This window comes from Roseobacter sp. HKCC-CH-9208, assembly GCF_037805125.1.
In the GTDB taxonomy this organism is placed as follows: Bacteria; Pseudomonadota; Alphaproteobacteria; order Rhodobacterales; family Rhodobacteraceae; genus M30B80.
Genome location: NZ_JBBLYK010000001.1, coordinates 950,100 through 968,183, shown reverse-complemented (window position 1 = coordinate 968,183; position 18,084 = coordinate 950,100). Strand labels below are relative to the sequence as shown.

Genomic DNA, 18,084 nt, shown 5'->3' with positions numbered 1-18,084 from the left:
GGCGTATAGCATTGGGGTGATCAGCTATGAAATTCAAAGCGACCGAAGATATTGATGCCCCGCTGGAACTGGTGTTCGAGCGGTTTTGCGATTTTAGGCAGATCGAAGCCGATTTGACGGGACGCGGCGCCAAGCTCGTGCGGGAAGGCGGGTGGTTGCAGCCCCGCAAAGGCACAGGGTGGTCAAGTGAGATCAAATTGCGCGGCCGTGCGCGCCCTTGGAGTTGAAGCCAACCACGTTAAGTGCGCGGCTAGTGATTCAATCTTTGAAACTTGCGCGGGGCCGCGTTTTGCAACGGATGACGGGCTATTTGGTGCGCCGTGGCAATGAGGTCGAGGCGGAATATCGCGCCTACTTGGGCTAGGTTTAGCCTTGCGGCGTCATGGCCTTGCGTTGACGTGCGCGCTCTATCCCCAATTGCCGTTCTCTTAGTATGATGGCGATCCCTGCCGTGATGATGATGGCCGCACCCACCAACATGGTCGTGCTTGGGATTTCGTCAAATATCATATAGCCCACCCCAAGCGCCAAGAGCATCGAGCTATATTCAAACGGCGCTATCAAGGAAGCATCGGCTTCGCGATAGCTTGAGGTGAGCAGAATCTGACCCACGCCGCCTAAAACGCCAGCCAAGATCAAGAGCATCGCTTCGCGGGGCCCAGGGATGACCCACCCCCATGGTAGGGTCAAAAGGGACATTAAGGTCGCCGTGATTGAAAACCAAAAAACGATGGCCGATGTGGTTTCAGTTGCAACCATTTTGCGCACAAACACCTGTGCAAGGGCCGCGCATACCGCGCTCATCAAAACAATCATTGCGCCAAGCGCCTCGGCATGGGTGGTGTCAGCGCCGCCAAGGCTGAGGCGCGGAGAAAGAACAATCACCACGCCAAGCATCCCCAAAGCCACCATGCTGAGGCGAAAAAGCCGTACATCTTCGCCCAAGAACATGGCGGCAAAAACAACCACCAAAATCGGCGCGGCATATCCAATCGCGGTTACTTCGGGCAATGGCAAAAGGCCAAGCCCCGCGAACCCAAGCCCCATCGCACTGGTGCCCACAACCCCACGCCAAACATGGCCCAAGGGCGAGACTGTGCGCAGGCCGGTTGACAATTCATGTCGCATCCACAGCCATGCGATGATCACAGGCAGCGCAAAAAATGATCGAAAGAAAACGGCCTGACCCGGCGGCACATGGTCAGAGGTGGCTTTGATCAACGATGCCATCGCCACGAAAACGCATACAGATGCGATTTTCAGGGCAATGCCGCGAAGGGGGTTCATGAGAGGGGCGCTCGCGCAAATCTTGTGTCAGCGCAAACTTTGCGCGAGGCGCGATGGCAATGCAAGGGCGGATTAGGTCCCGTAGTCGCGGCTCGGATCAGCGGGATAGCTGCCTAAGATCCGCAGCTCGCTGGTGAAATATTCCAACTCTTCCAAGGCCAATTGCACGGCGCGATCATCGGGGTGCCCTTCGATATCGGCATAAAATTGTGTCGCCGAAAAGGATCCCCCAACCATATAGCTTTCAAGCTTGGTCATATTCACACCATTGGTCGCGAAGCCGCCCATGGCCTTGTACAGCGCCGCAGGGATGTTGCGCACACGAAAGACGAAGGTGGTCATCATATGTTCCGCGCGTGGGCGCAGATCAGCCTTTGGCTCCATGATCAAGAATCGCGTGCGGTTGCTGTCTTGATCCTCGATATGGCGGGCCAAAATATCGAGATCATAGATTTCAGCAGCAAGTTCCGAGGCAAGCGCGGCCTTGGCCTTGTCGCCCCATGCAGCAACATCGCGCGCGGCGCGGGCATTGTCGGTGGTTACACAGCCTTTAATGTTGTTTTCTTTCAAGAATTTCGAGCATTGCGGCAAAAGAACCAGATGCGACCACGCTTCTTTTACGTCAGAAATCTGGCTACCTTTGACACCCAAAAGATTGATGTGAACGCGCACAAAGGCCTCGCCCACGATATAAAGGCCACTTTCAGGCAACAGACGATGGATATCGGCCACACGGCCATAGGTCGTGTTTTCTACGGGCACCATCGCGGCTTGAGCATCGCCTTGGCGCACCGCATCCATCGTTTCCTCAAAGCTTGCACAGGGCAGCACATCCCAATCGGGGCGTGCTTCGCGGCAGGCTTGGTGAGAATAGGCACCAAGCTCTCCTTGAAAGGCGATGCGGCGTGGGTTTGCAGTGGCAGTCATAATAAATCTTTCAGATGGGCGTTCTGTCGCGCTTCCTACACCTTGCCATCTTGTGATGGAAGACGATAGATAGCCCTCAACTCGGGCTAGAGAACGGGAACGACATGTTTGATACAATGACCATCACGAAAGCAGGTGCATCGCTTTGCGCAGCCCTGCTTGCACTTCTCCTCGCTGGTTGGGCCAGTGACGGGCTATATTCAGTTGGCACTGCAAGCCATGGTGAAGAACACGTTAGCGGCTATCCGATTGAAGTGGCCGATGCTGGTAGCGCCGAACCTGCCGAAGAGGTGGTTGAGGTTGCCTTTGCCGATGTATACGCCGCCGCAGATGCGGGCGCGGGTGAAGGCCTATTTCGCCAGTGTCAGGCCTGCCATTCGCTGGAGCAAGGTGCCAATGGTGTAGGCCCCCACCTTTATGGCGTTGTTGGCCGCGCCAAGCATTCGGTTGACGGATTCAACTATTCGGATGGCATCCGTGCCTTGGAAGGCGATTGGACACCAGAGAACCTCAATGGGTTCTTGGAAGCACCTCGCGAATATGCACCTGGCACCGCCATGGCCTATAACGGGATGCGCAAGGCCGAAGACCGCGCAAACCTGATTGCTTATCTCGCGACCATCGGCAACTAAGCTCGTCTCGAGAGATTGTATTTTTCAGAAGGCCGCCCTGACACGGGGCGGCTTTTTTATTCACAGATTCGCGCGCAAACTTCATGGGGTCTGGTTCTTTGCTGTGTGATCGCTAAGTTATTAGGAAATGACATATCGCCCTGTATGGGCGCACTCAGAGATAATGGTCGGGAGGTTGCGATGCACGAGAGACGGATGGTGCCCAAATCCTTGGCAACGGGCCTGATGGGGGCCGTGATAATTGGCATGGGTGTCACGCAGGCATTTGCGCAAGACTTGATCGAAACCCACGCCATATCCACCTTCGGAACACCAAAATACGCAGCGGATTTTGAGCATCTCGACTATGTGAACCCAGATGCGCCACAGGGTGGGGAGATGTCTTTTTCGTGGCCCTCGGGCACGTTTGACTCGCTGCACCCTTACACGCGCGTGGGTAATTCGGCGGTTTTGTCCTCGATTTTCTTTGAATCCATGCTGACAGGCACGGCGGATGAAATCGGCGCCTCTTATTGTCTTTTATGCGCAACCATGCGGTTTCCTGAGAACCGTGACTATGTGATTTTCACCCTAAGGCCAGAGGTGCAATTCTCAGATGGCACGCCTGTCACCGCGGATGATGTGCTGTTCTCTTACGAAATTCTGCGCGATGAGGGTTTGCCATCCTTCCGTGCATCTCTGCCCATGACTATTGAAAGTGCGGAGGTTTTGGGCCCGCGCGAGATCAAATTCACTTTCAATCCCGAAAGCCCGCTGCGTGGTCGGATTGAGGCGGCGGGTGGCTTGCCCGTTTTCAGCCGTGCGAGCCATGAGGCATCAGGTTTGGCCTTTGAAGACAGCCGCCTCACGCCCCTCATCGGCTCTGGGCCTTATGTTTTGGGCGAAGCGGATCCGGGTCAACGTGTGGTCTATGTTCGCAATCGGGACTATTGGGGAAATGATCTGCCCATCAATCGCGGGCGAAACAATTTCGATAGCATCCGAATTGAATATTATGGCGATGCGATTGCCGCCTTTGAGGGGTTCAAAGCGGGCAATTACCTGTTCCGTCAGGAATCCAGCAGCCAAACTTGGGCCACGGGTTATGATTTCCCGCGTCTGAATGATGGGATCATTATTCGCGAAGAATTGCACGATGGGTCGACCACTTCGGGTCAAAGTTTTGCGATGAATTTGCGGCGCGAAAAATTCGCTGACCCGCGTGTGCGCGAAGCGATTGCGTTGATGTTCAATTTTGAATGGACGAACCAGACCTTGTTCTATGGACTTTACGCGCCGAATACGAGTTTCTGGGAAAACACCTATTTGGCCGCGCATGGCCTGCCATCTGAAGCTGAGTTGGCGCTTTTAGACCCATTGCGGGATCAACTGCCTGCGCGGGTCTTTACGGAAGATGCCTTTGCCACCCCGCCCTCTGATCCTGATCGCAGTCTCGACCGCCGCGCCGCGCGCCGTGCCTCTGCCTTGCTTGAGGAGGCGGGATGGGTCGTTGGTGATGACGGGATGCTGCGTGACGCAAATGGCGCAACATTGGATGTCGAATTCCTGAATGCCAGTCCGTTGTTTGATCGGATCATCAACCCCTATGTCGAAAACCTACAGGCGATTGGGGTAAACGCCATTTTGACCCGCGTTGACCCTGCGCAATTGCAACAGCGGCAACGAGATGCGGATTTTGACATTATCACGGATCACTTCCCTATGGGCTTTGAGCCGGGATCAGGGTTGCGCCAATATTTTGGGTCGCTTGGGGCGGATGAGTCACTCTTTAACGTCATGGGTTTGGCAGATGAGGGTGTCGATGCCTTGATCGAAAAAGTGGTCGATGCTGAAACGCAGGAGGAGTTGACCCCCGCCGTGCAGGCGCTTGACCGCGTGCTGCGTGCCCATGTCTTCCGCGTGCCGCAATGGTATAACCCCAACCATTGGGTCGCCTATTATGACATCTATCGCTATCCCGATACGCTGCCGCCCTATGATCTTGGCTTCCTCGATTTCTGGTGGGTTGATCCCGCGGCTGAAGCCGCGCTCGAAGAACAAGGCGTGTTGTAAGCTTTATGGCAAGCTATATCCTCAGACGTCTTTTGCTGATGATCCCCACATTATTGGGGATCATGGTGATCAATTTCGCCCTTGTGCAATTCGTACCAGGTGGGCCGATTGAGCAGGTGATCGCACAGCTTGAGGGGGAAGGGGATGTATTTGCAGGCATTTCTGGCGGCGGCGGTGACGCAGGCGCGCAGATGGAGCAGGTCGGCAGCGATTACCAAGGCGCGCGCGGCTTGCCGCCGCAATTTTTGGACCAGCTGAAGCTAGAATTTAACTTCGCGCGCCTTGTTTGCGAAGATGGGTTTACGGGCACCCCTTCGTTGCGTGCGCCAGAATGTGTGGCCGAAGACATCCCCGCGATGGAGCGGTTTTTTCTTATGATGGGGGATTATCTGCGCTTTGATTTTGGCGACAGTTATTTCCGTTCAATCTCTGTGGTGGATTTGGTGATCGAGAAATTGCCTGTCTCCATTACCTTGGGGCTGTGGTCGACCCTCATCGCCTATTTGGTCTCGATCCCGCTTGGCATCCGTAAGGCGGTGCGCGATGGCAGCCGCTTTGATACTTGGACAAGCGGGTTGATCATCGTTGCTTATGCGATCCCTGGGTTTCTGTTTGCGATCTTGCTGTTGGTTTTGTTGGCGGGTGGCAGTTATTTTCAGATTTTCCCGCTGCGTGGTCTGACCTCGGACAATTGGGAAGATCTGAGCCTCTTCGGTAAAATCGGGGATTATTTCTGGCACATCACCCTTCCTGTGCTCGCCTCAACCATTGCAGCTTTTGCCACGCTGACGCTTTTGACCAAGAACAGTTTTTTGGACGAGATCAAAAAGCAATATGTCATGACAGCCAAGGCAAAGGGGCTGTCGGAGGGGCGGGTGCTTTATGGGCATGTGTTCCGCAATGCCATGCTGATTGTCATCGCGGGCTTTCCCGCGGTTTTTGTGTCGGTATTTTTTGGCGGCTCACTGATCATCGAGACGATTTTTTCCCTCGATGGTTTGGGGCGTTTGGGCTTTGAGGCGGCTGTGAGCCGTGATTACCCCGTGATTTTCGGAACGCTTTTTGTGTTTGGGCTGATTGGTCTGGTCGTGGGGATCTTGTCCGATCTGATGTACGTTTGGATCGACCCGCGCATTGATTTTGAGACGCGGGAGGTGTGAGCGCATGATCACGCTCTCCCCTCTCAACCAACGCCGTTGGCGCAATTTTAAGGCCAATCGCCGCGCGCTTTGGTCATTGATGATCTTTCTTGTGCTTTACGGGATTAGCCTGTTCGCTGAAATCATTGCCAATGATAAACCGATTTTGGTGCAATATCAGGGCGGCTATTACACGCCTATTTTCAAATTTTACCCTGAGACAGAGTTTGGCGGCGATTTCCGCACCGAGGCGGTTTATCGTGATATTGAGGTGCAATGCCTGATTATCTCGGGCGGGTCAGACGCCTGTTGGGATGATCCTGAAGGCGTGATTGAAACCGTTCAAACCACAGGGCGTGTTGATGGCGTAGAGGTTGTAAAAGGATGGCTCCTTTGGCCGCCTATTCCCTATAGCTACAATACCGTCAACGATATCGGGCGCGCGGCCCCATCGCCGCCTGACGGGAACCATTGGCTTGGCACGGATGACACCGCACGGGATGTTTTGGCGCGTGTGATCTACGGGTTCCGTCTTTCGGTGACATTCGCGCTAATCGTCACCGCGCTGGCCTCGGTGATCGGAATCGCGGCAGGGGCGGTGCAGGGCTATTTTGGCGGTGTCATTGATCTTATTTTCCAGCGTGTGATCGAAATTTGGGGCGCGACCCCAAGCCTTTATATCATCATCATCGTCGCCGCGATTTTCACCATGGATTTTTGGCTCTTGGTGTTTTTGATGGTCTTATTCGGTTGGACATCCCTTGTCGGGGTTGTCAGGGCCGAGTTTTTGCGCGCCCGCAATTTCGAATATGTGCGCGCGGCCCGTGCGCTTGGCGTCTCGGATCGCGTGATCATGTTCCGCCATGTGTTGCCAAATGCGATGGTGGCCACGCTGACCATGCTGCCCTTTATCGTCACGGGCACGATTGGTTCACTGGCTGCGCTAGATTTCTTGGGTTTTGGCCTGCCCTCATCCGCCCCGTCTTTGGGCGAGATGACCTTGCAGGCCAAAAACAACCTGCAAGCACCATGGTTGGCCTTCACGGCGTTTTTTGCCTTTGCGATCATGCTGTCTCTATTGGTGTTCATTTTCGAAGGGGTGCGCGATGCGTTTGACCCCAGAAAGACGTTCCAATGAGCCTGCTGTCGGTCGAAAATCTACGCATCACCTTTCAGCAAGATGGGCGGCGGATCGAGGCGGTGCGCGGTGTGTCTTTTCACATTGAGGCAGGGGAAACTGTTGCTTTGGTGGGCGAGTCTGGATCAGGCAAATCTTTGACTGCGCTTTCTACTGTATCGCTTTTGCCCGATGCGGCCGAAGTATCGGGCGAGGTGCGCTATCGCGGCGAAGGTTTGATCGGCGCGCCTGAGGCGCGGCTGCGCGCGGTTCGGGGCAATGATATAAGCTTTATCTTTCAAGAGCCGATGACATCGCTGAACCCCCTGCATACCATTGAAAAGCAACTGGGTGAGGCGCTGAGCCTGCATCAGGGCCTGAGCGGTGCAGAGGCGCGGGCGCGCAGTGTCGCGCTTTTGGAGAAGGTTGGTATCCCTAATCCTGCGGCGCGGCTCGGGGCCTATCCGCATCAATTGTCAGGCGGACAACGGCAGCGCGTGATGATTGCAATGGCCTTGGCCAACGGGCCTGATCTTTTGATCGCAGATGAGCCAACCACTGCGCTTGATGTCACCATTCAGGCGCAAATCCTTGATCTTTTGGCCGAATTGAAAAAATCCGAAGGGATGAGCCTTTTGTTCATCACGCATGATCTCGGCGTTGTGCGCAAAATCGCGGATCAGGTTTGCGTGATGCAAGCGGGCGAAATTGTTGAGCAGGGCAAAACAGCGGATGTTTTTGGGGCGCCTCAGCATCCATATACCCAAAAGCTTTTGGCGGCTGAGGCCACGGGCGCGCCTGCCCCTGTGGCAAAAGATGCGCCCGAAGTGATCGCATGTGACGCCTTGCGTGTTTGGTTTCCGATCACTGCGGGGCTGCTGCGCCGCAAAGTGGGGGATGTGAAGGCGGTGGATGCCGCCACTCTCTCAATCCGTGCGGGGGAGACAATTGGCATCGTGGGCGAGTCGGGATCAGGTAAAACCACGCTGGCGCTTGCGCTGATGCGCTTGATCTCGTCACAAGGGCCGATCCGCCTTGAGGGGCGAGACATTCAAGGTTTGAAAAGCGCGGCAATGAAACCCTTGCGCCGCGATATGCAGATTGTGTTCCAAGACCCTTATGGTTCACTTAGCCCGCGCATGACGATTGAACAAATCATTGCCGAGGGGTTGAGCATCCATCACCCTGAAAGCAATTCCGCGCGACAAGACCGCGTGGCTGAGATGTTGCGTGAGGTGGGGCTTGATCCAGCCATGATGCATCGTTACCCGCATGAATTTTCGGGCGGTCAACGACAGCGCATCGCAATTGCGCGTGCGATGGTGCTTGATCCAAAGCTTGTCGTTCTAGACGAACCAACATCGGCACTTGATATGACCGTGCAAGTTCAAATCGTGGAATTGTTGCGCGAGCTGCAAGCAAAAAAGGGGCTGGCCTATTTGTTCATCAGCCATGATCTGCGTGTTGTGCGCGCCTTAGCGCATCGGATTTTGGTGATGAAATCAGGCGATGTGGTCGAGATGGGCGAGGCAGCGCAGGTCTTTGATGCACCCGCCCACCCCTATACGCAATCGTTGCTACATGCTGTTATCAGCCATTAGATGACTGAAGAATGTAGTGCACTGCGCATCTTGCGCAGTGATTTTGACAACAAACCTATAGCCGAAATTTACGGCCCAACTACCATGCAGGCTGTGTCGCGCGCCACAAGCCGTGCGCAGGCGCGGGTGGCTTCATCTTCTGTCATGCCCGCGAATTGCGCCTCAAAGCCACCTTGGCGCTGGGTAACATGGCGCAGGGCCTGTTGCAGCGAAGATTCCGACAGAGCCGTTTGCAGCAGCAAACGCTCAGCGGTGTTCTGGGTGGGGTAACGCCCCAACGATATCGCATAAAGCCGCTCGCCCGTAGACGTGGCACGGGTCACAATTTCGGGCGCAGAAGGCAATGCGTTTTCAGAAAGTGCCGCCGCCAATTCGATTGGGCGTTGGCTTGGCAAAGGCGCCTCTTCTGGCGCAAGCGCGTCCTCATCTAAACTTGCAAGGGCGGGGCTTGGTGCGTCATCCACGATCACGGGTTGGGTGTCTACCTCGCTGATGACAGAGGCCGCCCCTTCGGCACTGGGGGCTGCGGCTATGAGCGCCTCCTCAACTGCCACATCAATCGCGGCGAGTAAGGTTTCACTTGGCGGTGTAATTGGAAGCGGGCGCGGTTGCGGCACTAGGCTGCGCGCAACAACCCCTGAGGGGCGGATCGTGCGTGCAACTGGCCCGCGCTCGTAATCGCTGGCAGGCCCACTCCCGCCGCCGCCTGAGCCGCCTGAATAGACGGGGAAGCCTGCCAATCTCAATTCGGCATGGGCAGGCGCGCGGGCAAAGCCCATATCCAATAACTCCGAGACGCGTTGGTTGCGCCATGCCGTAGATTGGCCGCCAAAGACTGTGGCAATGATACGCACATTGCCGCGCTGGGCGGAGGCCACGAGGTTAAATCCTGCGGCGCGCGTATAGCCTGTCTTGATCCCATCGGCGCCACGATAGGCCGACAAAAAAGCACGGTTCGTGTTGCGCACAGTCGCGACACCTGCATCAGTCGAAAGGCGCGAGAACAGGTTATAATATTCTGGATAGTCATAAACCATGCGCCGCCCAAGCATTGTCATGTCATTAGCGGTCGACAAATGGCCCTCCGCAGTTAGGCCATGGGCATTGCGAAATGTTGTGCGCGTCATCCCCAGGGCTTCTGCGGTACGGGTCATGCGCCGTGCAAAAGCTGCCTCTGACCCCTCAATCGCTTCGCCAATGGCCGTTGCAGCGTCATTGGCCGAGCGCACAGCCGCCGCGCGCACCAAATAGCGTAGGCGAATTTGCTGGCCAGCGCGCAAACCGAGTTTCGAGGGGGGTTCTGCGGCCGCATTTTGCGAAACCGTAACCAAGGTGTCCATGGTAATTTCGCCAAGCCGCACCGCCTCAAAAGCGATGTAAAGCGTCATCATCTTGGTCAGAGAGGCGGGGTGCAGCCGGGTGTCCGCATTGCGCGAATGCAAAACCTCGCCCGTTCGTGCGTCAATCACCATAGCCGCATAAGGCGCGGCCTTTACGGGTGTCGCAGCGAAAAACACAACAATTAAAAGCCCCAAGAGGGCGGAAAAAAACCGATTATATGCCACGAGACCTGCTCACTCTGCCTCAATTAACCGTCTGACGCGGTTGTTGTCCTCCGACAATACGGCAGAAGTTTGAAAAAATCCATGATAAACTATTGGAAGGTTTCAGCTTTCTTGATCACAAGAAATTTGCGGCGTGGTGCGGGCCCCATGCTTGCATTTGCAAGCGTATTTTTCATATTTCATTCGGATTTTTGCTTTCAGCGCGTGACCTTATGTCAAAGGTGGTGTTAGGTATGCGCAATACAACTGTAGGACGATTTGCATGACCGATCCCTTTGATGAGCGCAAAGCCCGCGCTGCCGCGTGGTTTAGGCAATTGCGCGATGATATCGTGGCTGCGTTTGAAGATTTGGAAGACCGCCACCACAGCGCCGATGCCGTGGGACGATTTGATGTGTCGCAGACCAAACGTCATTCTGAGGATGGCAGCGATGCAGGGGGCGGCCTCATGAGCGTGATGCGCGGAGGCAGGGTCTTTGAGAAGGTCGGTGTCAATGTGTCCACTGTGCATGGCACATTGGGCGCGCGCGCCGTAGCGGCAATGTCTGCGCGGAAAGATATGGAAGGCCTGCGAGATGACCCGCGCTTTTGGGCTTCGGGTATCAGCTTGGTTGCGCATATGAACAACCCGCATGTCCCTGCGGTGCACATGAATACACGCATGTTCTGGACGCCGCACGGGTGGTGGTTCGGGGGCGGTTCTGACCTCAACCCTTGCATCGAATATGAGGAAGACACAGCGGATTTTCACGCTGTTCTCAAGGCGCATTGCGACAAGCATGGTGACGACATCTATCCCCGTTTCAAAGCATGGGCCGATGAGTATTTCTATGTGCCGCATCGTGGTCGTGCGCGTGGGGTCGGTGGGATTTTCTACGATGATCTGAACACGGGCGATTGGGAGGCAGATTTCGCCTTTACCCAAGATATCGGTCGTGCCTTTCTACCCGCCTTTTTAGGCGTGGTCGAAAAACGGCGCGAGATGACGTTTAATGAGGCGGATCGTGACGTTCAGTTGATTCATCGCGGTCTCTATGCCGAATATAATCTCGTTTATGATCGCGGCACAAAATTTGGCCTCGAGACAGGCCATGATGCCAATGCTGTTTTGATGAGCCTGCCGCCTTTGGCGAAATGGGTTTAAGTCTCGTTCAAGAGGCGCTGATAGACCGAGATAATCGCATCTGCTTCGCGTTCTAGCGAGAAGTGATTAACCATATGGGCGCGGGCAGCCGCGCCCATTTTGTTGCGCAACGGTGCATCCTGCAAAAGGTGGTCAATCTGCGTCTCTAGCGCCGCTTGATCTTCAATCCCGACCAGATACCCGGTTTCCCCATCGCGGATCAGTTCTTCGAATGCGCCTGCGCGGGTGGCGACAACGGGAACACCACAGGCCATTGCCTCGAGCGGGGTTAAGCCAAACCCTTCATATCGCTGCGGGGCCACAAACAGATCCAGCGCCTGATAATAGGGAGTAATCTCATGCGTTGGAACTTCTGTCGGGAAATGAACCCTCCCTGTAAGACCCGCCGCCGAGATCTTTGCCTTTAGCGCTTTCAGATAGTCTTTATGCCGATCGGTTGCGCGGCCCAAGATAACCGCCTCTGCCCCCTCATATTGGGGCAGAAGGTTGATCATTGCATCCACAAACCGATCTGTCCCTTTTGAGGGGCGAATGCGGCCATAACATCCGATCAATGGCCCTTTGCCAAAGCCAAGCTTGGCTTTCAGCGCGCTGTGATCGGGCGCAGGGCTGAACGCGTGAACATCAATTCCGTGTAAAATCACAGTTGCGGGTCGATCTAAGAAGGCCGCCGTTTTCTGAGACGTAGCGATCACATGATCCATGTGGCCAATCAGCCATTTCGTGTAGCGCGTGTGGTTGCGTTGTGATGCGGAGGTGAACAGCAGTTTTAGGCGCTTTCCAAAAACATGCTTCAGCACGATCCCCGCCAACATTTCATTATTGCGCCTTGCGTGCCAGACGCGCAGGCCATGTGGCCCGTTTTTCGGCATTGTAAGCAGATCATTGAGCGGGATTTGTGGCAAGCCTGCGGGCAAGCCGCGCCCCACGACGGCTATCGCCACCTTTTCAGCTTGATGCGGCACGAGGCGCACAATGGTCGCTGTCACCCCAGACAAGCGTTGCTTGAAATTGGGGGCGAGGATGTCGATTTGATCAATCCGTGGGTGCGCCATGCCCCGAGCGTTACCGCGCAAACGCGGCATGGGCAAGCGCCGCGCGACTTACGCGCGGCGAATTTCCTCAAGCAGAACGTGCACATTTTCAGGATCAGCTTCAGGTGTAATGCCATGGCCGAGGTTGAAAATATGAGGCCCGTTTTTCAGTGCGTCCACAATGCGCCGCGCCTCTTGGCGCAAGGCATCACCGCCTGTGATCATCAGCTTGGGGTCAAGATTGCCCTGCACGCAGCCATCTTTTTGTAAATGCTGGGCCGCCCATGTCGCATCAACACTCGTGTCGAGGGCCAAACAATCCGCACCAACAGCCTTTGCGAAGCCGATATATTTGTCGCCTGCCTCACGCGGGAATGCGATAACGGGCAAGCCTGGAAAACGCTGCTTCATCTCTTGGGTTATCTTTTTCGCGGGCTCTAGCGCATATCGGTCAAAAGCCTCGCCTTTCAGCGAGCCTGCCCAACTGTCAAAGATTTTTACGACCTCTGCGCCGGCTTCGACCTGCTTTGAGAGATATTCGATGGTCGCATCGGTCAGCAGATTGATGAGCGCGTCAAAAGTTGCAGGATCTTCTTGGCGCAGTTTATGTGCGGGCGCTTGGTCGGGTGTGCCGCGCCCTGCGATCATATATGTGGCCACTGTCCATGGCGCGCCTGCAAAACCAATGAGTGTGGTTTCTTTGGGCAATTCTCGCGACAAGATTTTAACGGTTTCATAAACGGGCGCGAGATGGTCGTGGATGTCGTCCTTGCCCTTCAAAGGCTTCAAACCGTCTGGCCCCGTGATTGTAGAGAGGCGTGGGCCTTCACTCGTGACAAACCACAAATCTGCGCCAAGCGCATCGGGGATCAAAAGAATATCCGCAAAAAGAATTGCAGCATCGAACCCGTAGCGGCGGATTGGTTGCAAGGTGACTTCTGCCGCCAAATCGGGTGTGTAGCAGAGCGAAAGAAAATCCCCAGCTTGCGCGCGTGTTGCGCGATATTCGGGCAAGTAGCGCCCCGCTTGGCGCATCAGCCAGACGGGTGGGGTGGGGAGGGTTTTGCCGCTCAACGCGCGCAGAAGTGTTTTTGTCATGGTCGATCCGATTTTCTTGCGCCAAATTTCTTTGGATGTAGGCTCAATCCTGTCCTAACCTGCCCAAGCCATGCTGTCTATGGTTGTCATGTCAAGTTGACAGAGTTAGAAAGAACCCATGAAAAACGAACGACCAACTCCCGCCTCTCCGCTGCGCATTGGCACGCGTGGTTCTCCCCTTGCTTTGGCGCAAGCTCATGAGACGCGCGCGCGGCTTGCGGCGGCCTTTGATCTGCCGCATGAGGCCTTTAAAATTGTGGTTATAAAAACCACAGGTGACACGGTTTTAGACCGCCCCCTCAAGGAAATTGGCGGCAAAGGTCTGTTCACCCGCGAGATTGAAGAGGACCTGCTATCTGGGGCGATTGATATTGCTGTGCATTCCATGAAGGATATGCCCGTGTTGCAGCCCGAAGGTTTGCTGCTTGATTGCTACCTTCCGCGCGAGGATGTGCGCGATGCATTTGTGTCACTTAAATTTGACAGTCTCGATGCCTTGCCTGCTGGCACGAAGGTTGGCTCATCTTCGCTGCGTAGGCGTGCGCAATTGACTGCGCGCCGTCCTGATCTCGAGGTGGTCGAGTTTCGTGGCAATGTGCAGACGCGAATGAAAAAACTGGAGGACGGGGTCGCAGGGGCCACGTTTTTGGCGCAGGCAGGTCTTAACCGATTGGGCATGGCCGATGTCGCGCGTTCTGCCATTTCACCCGAAGATATGCTGCCCGCTGTTGCACAAGGCGCCATCGGGATTGAGCGGCGCGCCAATGATCCCCGCACGGCCGAGATGTTGGCCGCTATTCATGATCGCGACACGGGCACCAGGCTAGCCGCAGAGCGCGCGTTTTTGGCGGGGCTGGATGGCTCATGCGAAACCCCGATTGCAGGTCTGGCCGAGATTGATGGCCCTATGTTGCGGCTGCGCGGCGAGATATTGCGCCCCGATGGCAGCGAGGTTTTAAGCGAGGATCGCAGCGCCCCCATTGCTGAGGCTGCGATGCTTGGCGCGGATATGGCGCGGGATTTACGCGCGCGCGCAGGTGAAGGATTTTTTGACTGGATCACCGCCAAAGCATGAGGCACGCGTGACAAGAGATGAAAAAAGCCCCGCTTCGCAGATGCAAAGCGGGGCTTTTTTAACGGGGCATCGCGCGCCCTAGTCCCAAGAGACGCCTGTCAGATCATTGGCCTGTGTCGGCGAATTTTCCCAAAGACCACGGATGCGCGCATCCGCAACCCCTGTTTTGGCCAACTGAAACAGGTAGCCGTTCACATAATCATCCGCGATCATGCGCTGCATTTGTCCGAGCAAGTCGCTGCGCGCAGCAGGATCGCTTTCCAAGGTCAGCGCCTCGTTCAGCCCAACAAACTCGGGACGGGCATATTGGAAATAGTAATCCTCTCGCGCATAGATGCCGATATCCATCGGTTCGGTATGGCTGACGATGGTGAGATCAAAATCGCGACCACGGAACACCTGCTCTAGCCACTGCGCCCATTCTAGATTGGTGATTTCTGTCTCAATGCCAATCTCACGCAGTTGGGCGGCAATGATCTCTCCACCACGGCGCGCATAGGCTGGCGGGGGCAGCATCAGACGCAATGTCACCCCGTCTAGCCCTGCCTCTTGCAGCAAAGCGCGTGCGCGTTCTGGGTCGTAATTCGATTGCGCGGTCAGATCGACATAGTCGGGATTATGCGGCGCGAAATGCGTGCCAATGGGTGTGCCATAACCAAACATAGCCCCGTCAATAATGTCCTGCCGATTGATCGCGTGCGAAATCGCCTCTCTCAGGCGGATATCATCAAGCGGGCTTTGCTTGTTGTTCATCGCCAAAATTGTCTCGCCTTCGGTCGAGCCGACAATTACGTTAAAGCGTGGGTCTGCCTCGAATTGGGCCAAAGTTTCAGGCGCTGGGAAATTTGGGAAAGCATCGACATCACCTGCCATCAACGCGGCATAGGCGGCATTTGGATCCGTGATGAAGCGGAAGGTTGCGCTGTCGAGCGCGATGGGCGTGCTCCAATACGCGGCATTGCGGGCCAGTTCCACGCGATCTCCTTGCACCCAATCGACAAAGCGGAAGGGGCCTGTGCCAATCGGGTTGGTCGCGTTTGTTTCTGCGCTTTCGGGGGCCACGATCACCGCATCCCCCCAAGCCATCTTGAACAAAAAGGCCCCATCAGGGGCGTTTAGCGTGACCATAACAATGTCAGGGCTTTCTGCGACAACAGAGGCGATACCTGCAAAGAGGGCGGCCTGTGCGTTGGTGGTGCCCTCAGCGCGGGCCCGATCTAGGCTAAAGACCACATCATCCGCATTCATGTCGCTGCCATCGTGAAATTGCACATTCGGCGCGAGGGTGAAGCGATAGGTTAAACCATCGTCAGAAATCTCCCATGACCGCGCAAGCGCAGGTTGCACAGAGCCATCAGGGCCGAACCGCGTCAGGCCTTCAAAAACATTGGCATAGACCACCTCATCAATGGCCGCTGCTGCACCTGCTGTAGGGTCAAGATTTGGCGGCTCAAGCACCATCCCGATTTTGATGCTATTGCCTTGCGCAAAGGCGCATGTGGTGGAAATGATCAACGCCGTTGCGGCGGATGTTAGAAACCGAACCATGTGGCCCTCCCGCGAAAGTTCAGAGGGCCATCGTAGTGCCGCAAGGCTTGGTCTGGCAAGCGTTATGGTTGTATTGCGGCCTGCTTGCTGTGCCTTTTGGCGGAATTGCTATAGGCGGAAGGCTGCGCATACTGTCGCAGAACTGTCATTTCCGACTCGCCCGAATGGTAACGAGAGGTTAACTCTCTGAGTCGGATCGGCACTTGCTGGTTCTGATAAGCCCCTCGACCATAGCGCGAGATAGGCTTTGCGGCGATGCGCTGAGACGAGGGTCGAAATCGGGAGATACGCATATGGTATGCGATACAGCACAGACTATCCTCGCCCTGTCTGCCGAAGAGGTCAGTAGTTTCGTAAAAGAGCAAGCCAGCAGCCGCAAACTTTCGGGGCTGATGAAAGCTTTGAACGATGCGGCCCTTAAGGGTGACAAGATCGCGCAACGCGCGATTGAGCATATGGGTTTTGTTCTTCAGCCCTAAGCTGTTGGCAGCAATTCTGCCAAGGTCAGCGCCATAACAAGCGCGCTGTCTGCCATGTCATCAACCCCAACCCATTCATCGGGTTGGTGGGCAAGCTCCAAAACACCTGGCCCGTAGGCGATGCAGTTTTTCAACCGACCAATTCGGTCGATATGTTTTTGGTCATAGGTGCCTGGGCTGACCACATATTCCGCTTTTTGGGCCAACACGCGTTCGATGGCCTGGCCCACCGATTGCACAAGCGGGCTGCTTTCATCTGTCATGCTGGGTTGCACCTCGAACAGATCGGAAATCTCATAGTCAAATCGGGGGCGGCTGGCTTTGATCTGCTCTAGCATATCGGTCAATTCCGCTTTGACCGCTGCGATGTCCTCTTCAATCAAAAAGCGGCGATCAATCACGATGCGGCAGCGATCTGCAACACATGGTGCGGGCAGGCCAGTGTAATCCTCGGCCTGTTCAGCCTCTCCCCCATGGATTGAATTGATATTCAGCGTGGATTGGCGCGCCTGCGGCGGCACGACTGGCATTGCCGTGGTTTTCCCTGCGAGGAGTGGCAAAAGATGCGTTTCTATTTCTGCGAGAACCGCGCCCATGTGAGAGATGGCGCTGTCGCCCAAGAATGGCATTGAGCCATGCGCGATGCGCCCCTTCGTTTCGACCTGTGCCCACCAAACGCCACGATGGCCAAGGCAGATGCGGTCTTTTTGCAAAGGTTCGGGGATAATGACATGCTGAACGCGGGTAGGGTCAAATCTGCCCTGCTCGGCCAGATAGGCAACGCCGCCAAAGCCACCTGACTCCTCATCTGCGGTGGCAGAGATTTCAATCGCACCTGCGAATCTTGGATAGGTGGCAATAAAGGCCTCAGCTGCGATGATTGAGGCCGCAAGCCCACCTTTCATATCGCACGCCCCGCGCCCGTAGATGCGGCCATCTTCGAGAACCCCACCAAAAGGCGGCTTCGTCCATCCATGCCCAACCTCCACGACATCGTGATGGCTGTTGAAATGGACGGTGTCCCCCGCCGCGCCGCCCTCATAGCGCGCCACCATATTCCATCGCGGATATGTGTCGCTATCGGCAAGCGCCCCTGTGGCGCGGATTAAGTCAACTGTGAACTCCGCTGCCTCCAAGCGCTGTTTAAGATAGCCGCAAATTTCGCGATAGTTTTGGCCGGGCGGGTTGAGGGTGGGGATGCGGATCAAATCTTGGGTCAGTGCGATCAAATCGTCCCGGCGTGTGGCAATCGCAGTCTCAAGCTGATCTTTGCTGTCCATTTTTGTCCCACCTTTTTTCTTTTTCAGCTTGCTGTGGGAATTTACGCATTGCAAGCCCGTGCAAATTTTTGCGCCGTGCCTATATCAAGGATGAGACACGGATCTG

Annotated in this window: 16 protein-coding genes; 9 read left to right on the top strand and 7 right to left on the bottom strand. The window is 55.6% G+C overall.

Going from position 1 to position 18,084, the window contains the following annotated elements:
- Positions 1-26 precede the first annotated feature (26 nt).
- Positions 27-227, top strand: coding sequence for a hypothetical protein (locus tag AAC621_RS04750; protein WP_340252702.1), 201 nt, complete (start codon positions 27-29; stop codon positions 225-227).
- Between the two features lie 139 nt (positions 228-366).
- Here the strand turns inward: AAC621_RS04750 and AAC621_RS04745 are convergent, their stop codons facing one another.
- Positions 367-1,287: a DMT family transporter gene (locus AAC621_RS04745; protein WP_340252700.1), complete on the bottom strand. Its 921-nt coding sequence runs from the start codon at positions 1,285-1,287 to the stop codon at positions 367-369.
- Positions 1,288-1,359: 72 nt separating this feature from the next.
- Positions 1,360-2,214, bottom strand: a complete 855-nt coding sequence (locus AAC621_RS04740) for a prephenate dehydratase (protein WP_340252698.1) — start codon at positions 2,212-2,214, stop codon at positions 1,360-1,362.
- A 104-nt stretch (positions 2,215-2,318) separates the two neighbouring features.
- Here AAC621_RS04740 and AAC621_RS04735 point away from each other — a divergent pair, with 104 nt between their 5' ends.
- From AAC621_RS04735 to AAC621_RS04715, 5 genes are all read left to right on the top strand, one after another.
- Entirely contained in the window at positions 2,319-2,846 is a 528-nt protein-coding gene (locus tag AAC621_RS04735) for a c-type cytochrome (protein WP_340252696.1), read from the top strand.
- 180 nt (positions 2,847-3,026) lie between these two features.
- A complete protein-coding gene (locus tag AAC621_RS04730; RefSeq protein ID WP_340252694.1) occupies positions 3,027-4,898 on the top strand; it encodes an extracellular solute-binding protein in 1,872 nt (623 codons plus the stop codon).
- A 5-nt stretch (positions 4,899-4,903) separates the two neighbouring features.
- Positions 4,904-6,058 carry a microcin C ABC transporter permease YejB gene (locus AAC621_RS04725; RefSeq protein WP_340252692.1) on the top strand — a complete coding sequence of 385 codons (1,155 nt, stop codon included), beginning with the start codon at positions 4,904-4,906 and terminating at the stop codon, positions 6,056-6,058.
- Between the two features lie 7 nt (positions 6,059-6,065).
- On the top strand, positions 6,066-7,175 hold the full coding sequence (locus tag AAC621_RS04720) for an ABC transporter permease (RefSeq protein WP_340256328.1): 1,110 nt from the start codon (positions 6,066-6,068) through the stop codon (positions 7,173-7,175).
- Complete coding sequence (locus tag AAC621_RS04715) at positions 7,172-8,755, top strand: ABC transporter ATP-binding protein (protein WP_340252690.1); 1,584 nt, start codon at positions 7,172-7,174, stop codon at positions 8,753-8,755. The genes AAC621_RS04720 and AAC621_RS04715 overlap by 4 nt, the downstream gene beginning before the upstream one ends.
- Positions 8,756-8,823: 68 nt before the next feature.
- Here the strand turns inward: AAC621_RS04715 and AAC621_RS04710 are convergent, their stop codons facing one another.
- Positions 8,824-10,320: a D-alanyl-D-alanine carboxypeptidase family protein gene (locus tag AAC621_RS04710; protein WP_340252688.1), complete on the bottom strand. Its 1,497-nt coding sequence runs from the start codon at positions 10,318-10,320 to the stop codon at positions 8,824-8,826.
- A gap of 262 nt (positions 10,321-10,582) precedes the next feature.
- Here AAC621_RS04710 and hemF point away from each other — a divergent pair, with 262 nt between their 5' ends.
- On the top strand, positions 10,583-11,464 hold the full coding sequence (gene hemF / locus AAC621_RS04705; RefSeq protein ID WP_340252686.1) for an oxygen-dependent coproporphyrinogen oxidase: 882 nt from the start codon (positions 10,583-10,585) through the stop codon (positions 11,462-11,464).
- Here the strand turns inward: hemF and AAC621_RS04700 are convergent.
- Entirely contained in the window at positions 11,461-12,519 is a 1,059-nt protein-coding gene (locus AAC621_RS04700) for a glycosyltransferase family 4 protein (RefSeq protein ID WP_340252684.1), read from the bottom strand. The two genes, hemF and AAC621_RS04700, sit on opposite strands and share 4 nt — an antisense overlap.
- Before the next feature lie 48 nt (positions 12,520-12,567).
- Positions 12,568-13,596, bottom strand: a complete 1,029-nt coding sequence (hemE, locus tag AAC621_RS04695; protein ID WP_340252682.1) for a uroporphyrinogen decarboxylase — start codon at positions 13,594-13,596, stop codon at positions 12,568-12,570.
- A 118-nt stretch (positions 13,597-13,714) separates the two neighbouring features.
- Between hemE and hemC the strand changes: the two genes are divergently transcribed.
- Positions 13,715-14,671 carry a hydroxymethylbilane synthase gene (gene hemC, locus AAC621_RS04690; RefSeq protein ID WP_340252681.1) on the top strand — a complete coding sequence of 319 codons (957 nt, stop codon included), beginning with the start codon at positions 13,715-13,717 and terminating at the stop codon, positions 14,669-14,671.
- 78 nt (positions 14,672-14,749) lie between these two features.
- Here hemC and AAC621_RS04685 read toward each other — a convergent pair whose 3' ends face one another.
- Positions 14,750-16,219, bottom strand: a complete 1,470-nt coding sequence (locus AAC621_RS04685; protein ID WP_340252680.1) for an ABC transporter substrate-binding protein — start codon at positions 16,217-16,219, stop codon at positions 14,750-14,752.
- A gap of 293 nt (positions 16,220-16,512) precedes the next feature.
- Here AAC621_RS04685 and AAC621_RS04680 point away from each other — a divergent pair, with 293 nt between their 5' ends.
- Positions 16,513-16,698, top strand: coding sequence for a hypothetical protein (locus tag AAC621_RS04680; protein ID WP_340252678.1), 186 nt, complete (start codon positions 16,513-16,515; stop codon positions 16,696-16,698).
- Here the strand turns inward: AAC621_RS04680 and AAC621_RS04675 are convergent.
- Positions 16,695-17,978: an acetylornithine deacetylase/succinyl-diaminopimelate desuccinylase family protein gene (locus AAC621_RS04675; protein ID WP_340252676.1), complete on the bottom strand. Its 1,284-nt coding sequence runs from the start codon at positions 17,976-17,978 to the stop codon at positions 16,695-16,697. The genes AAC621_RS04680 and AAC621_RS04675 overlap by 4 nt on opposite strands.
- Between the last annotated feature and the right edge of the window lie 106 nt (positions 17,979-18,084).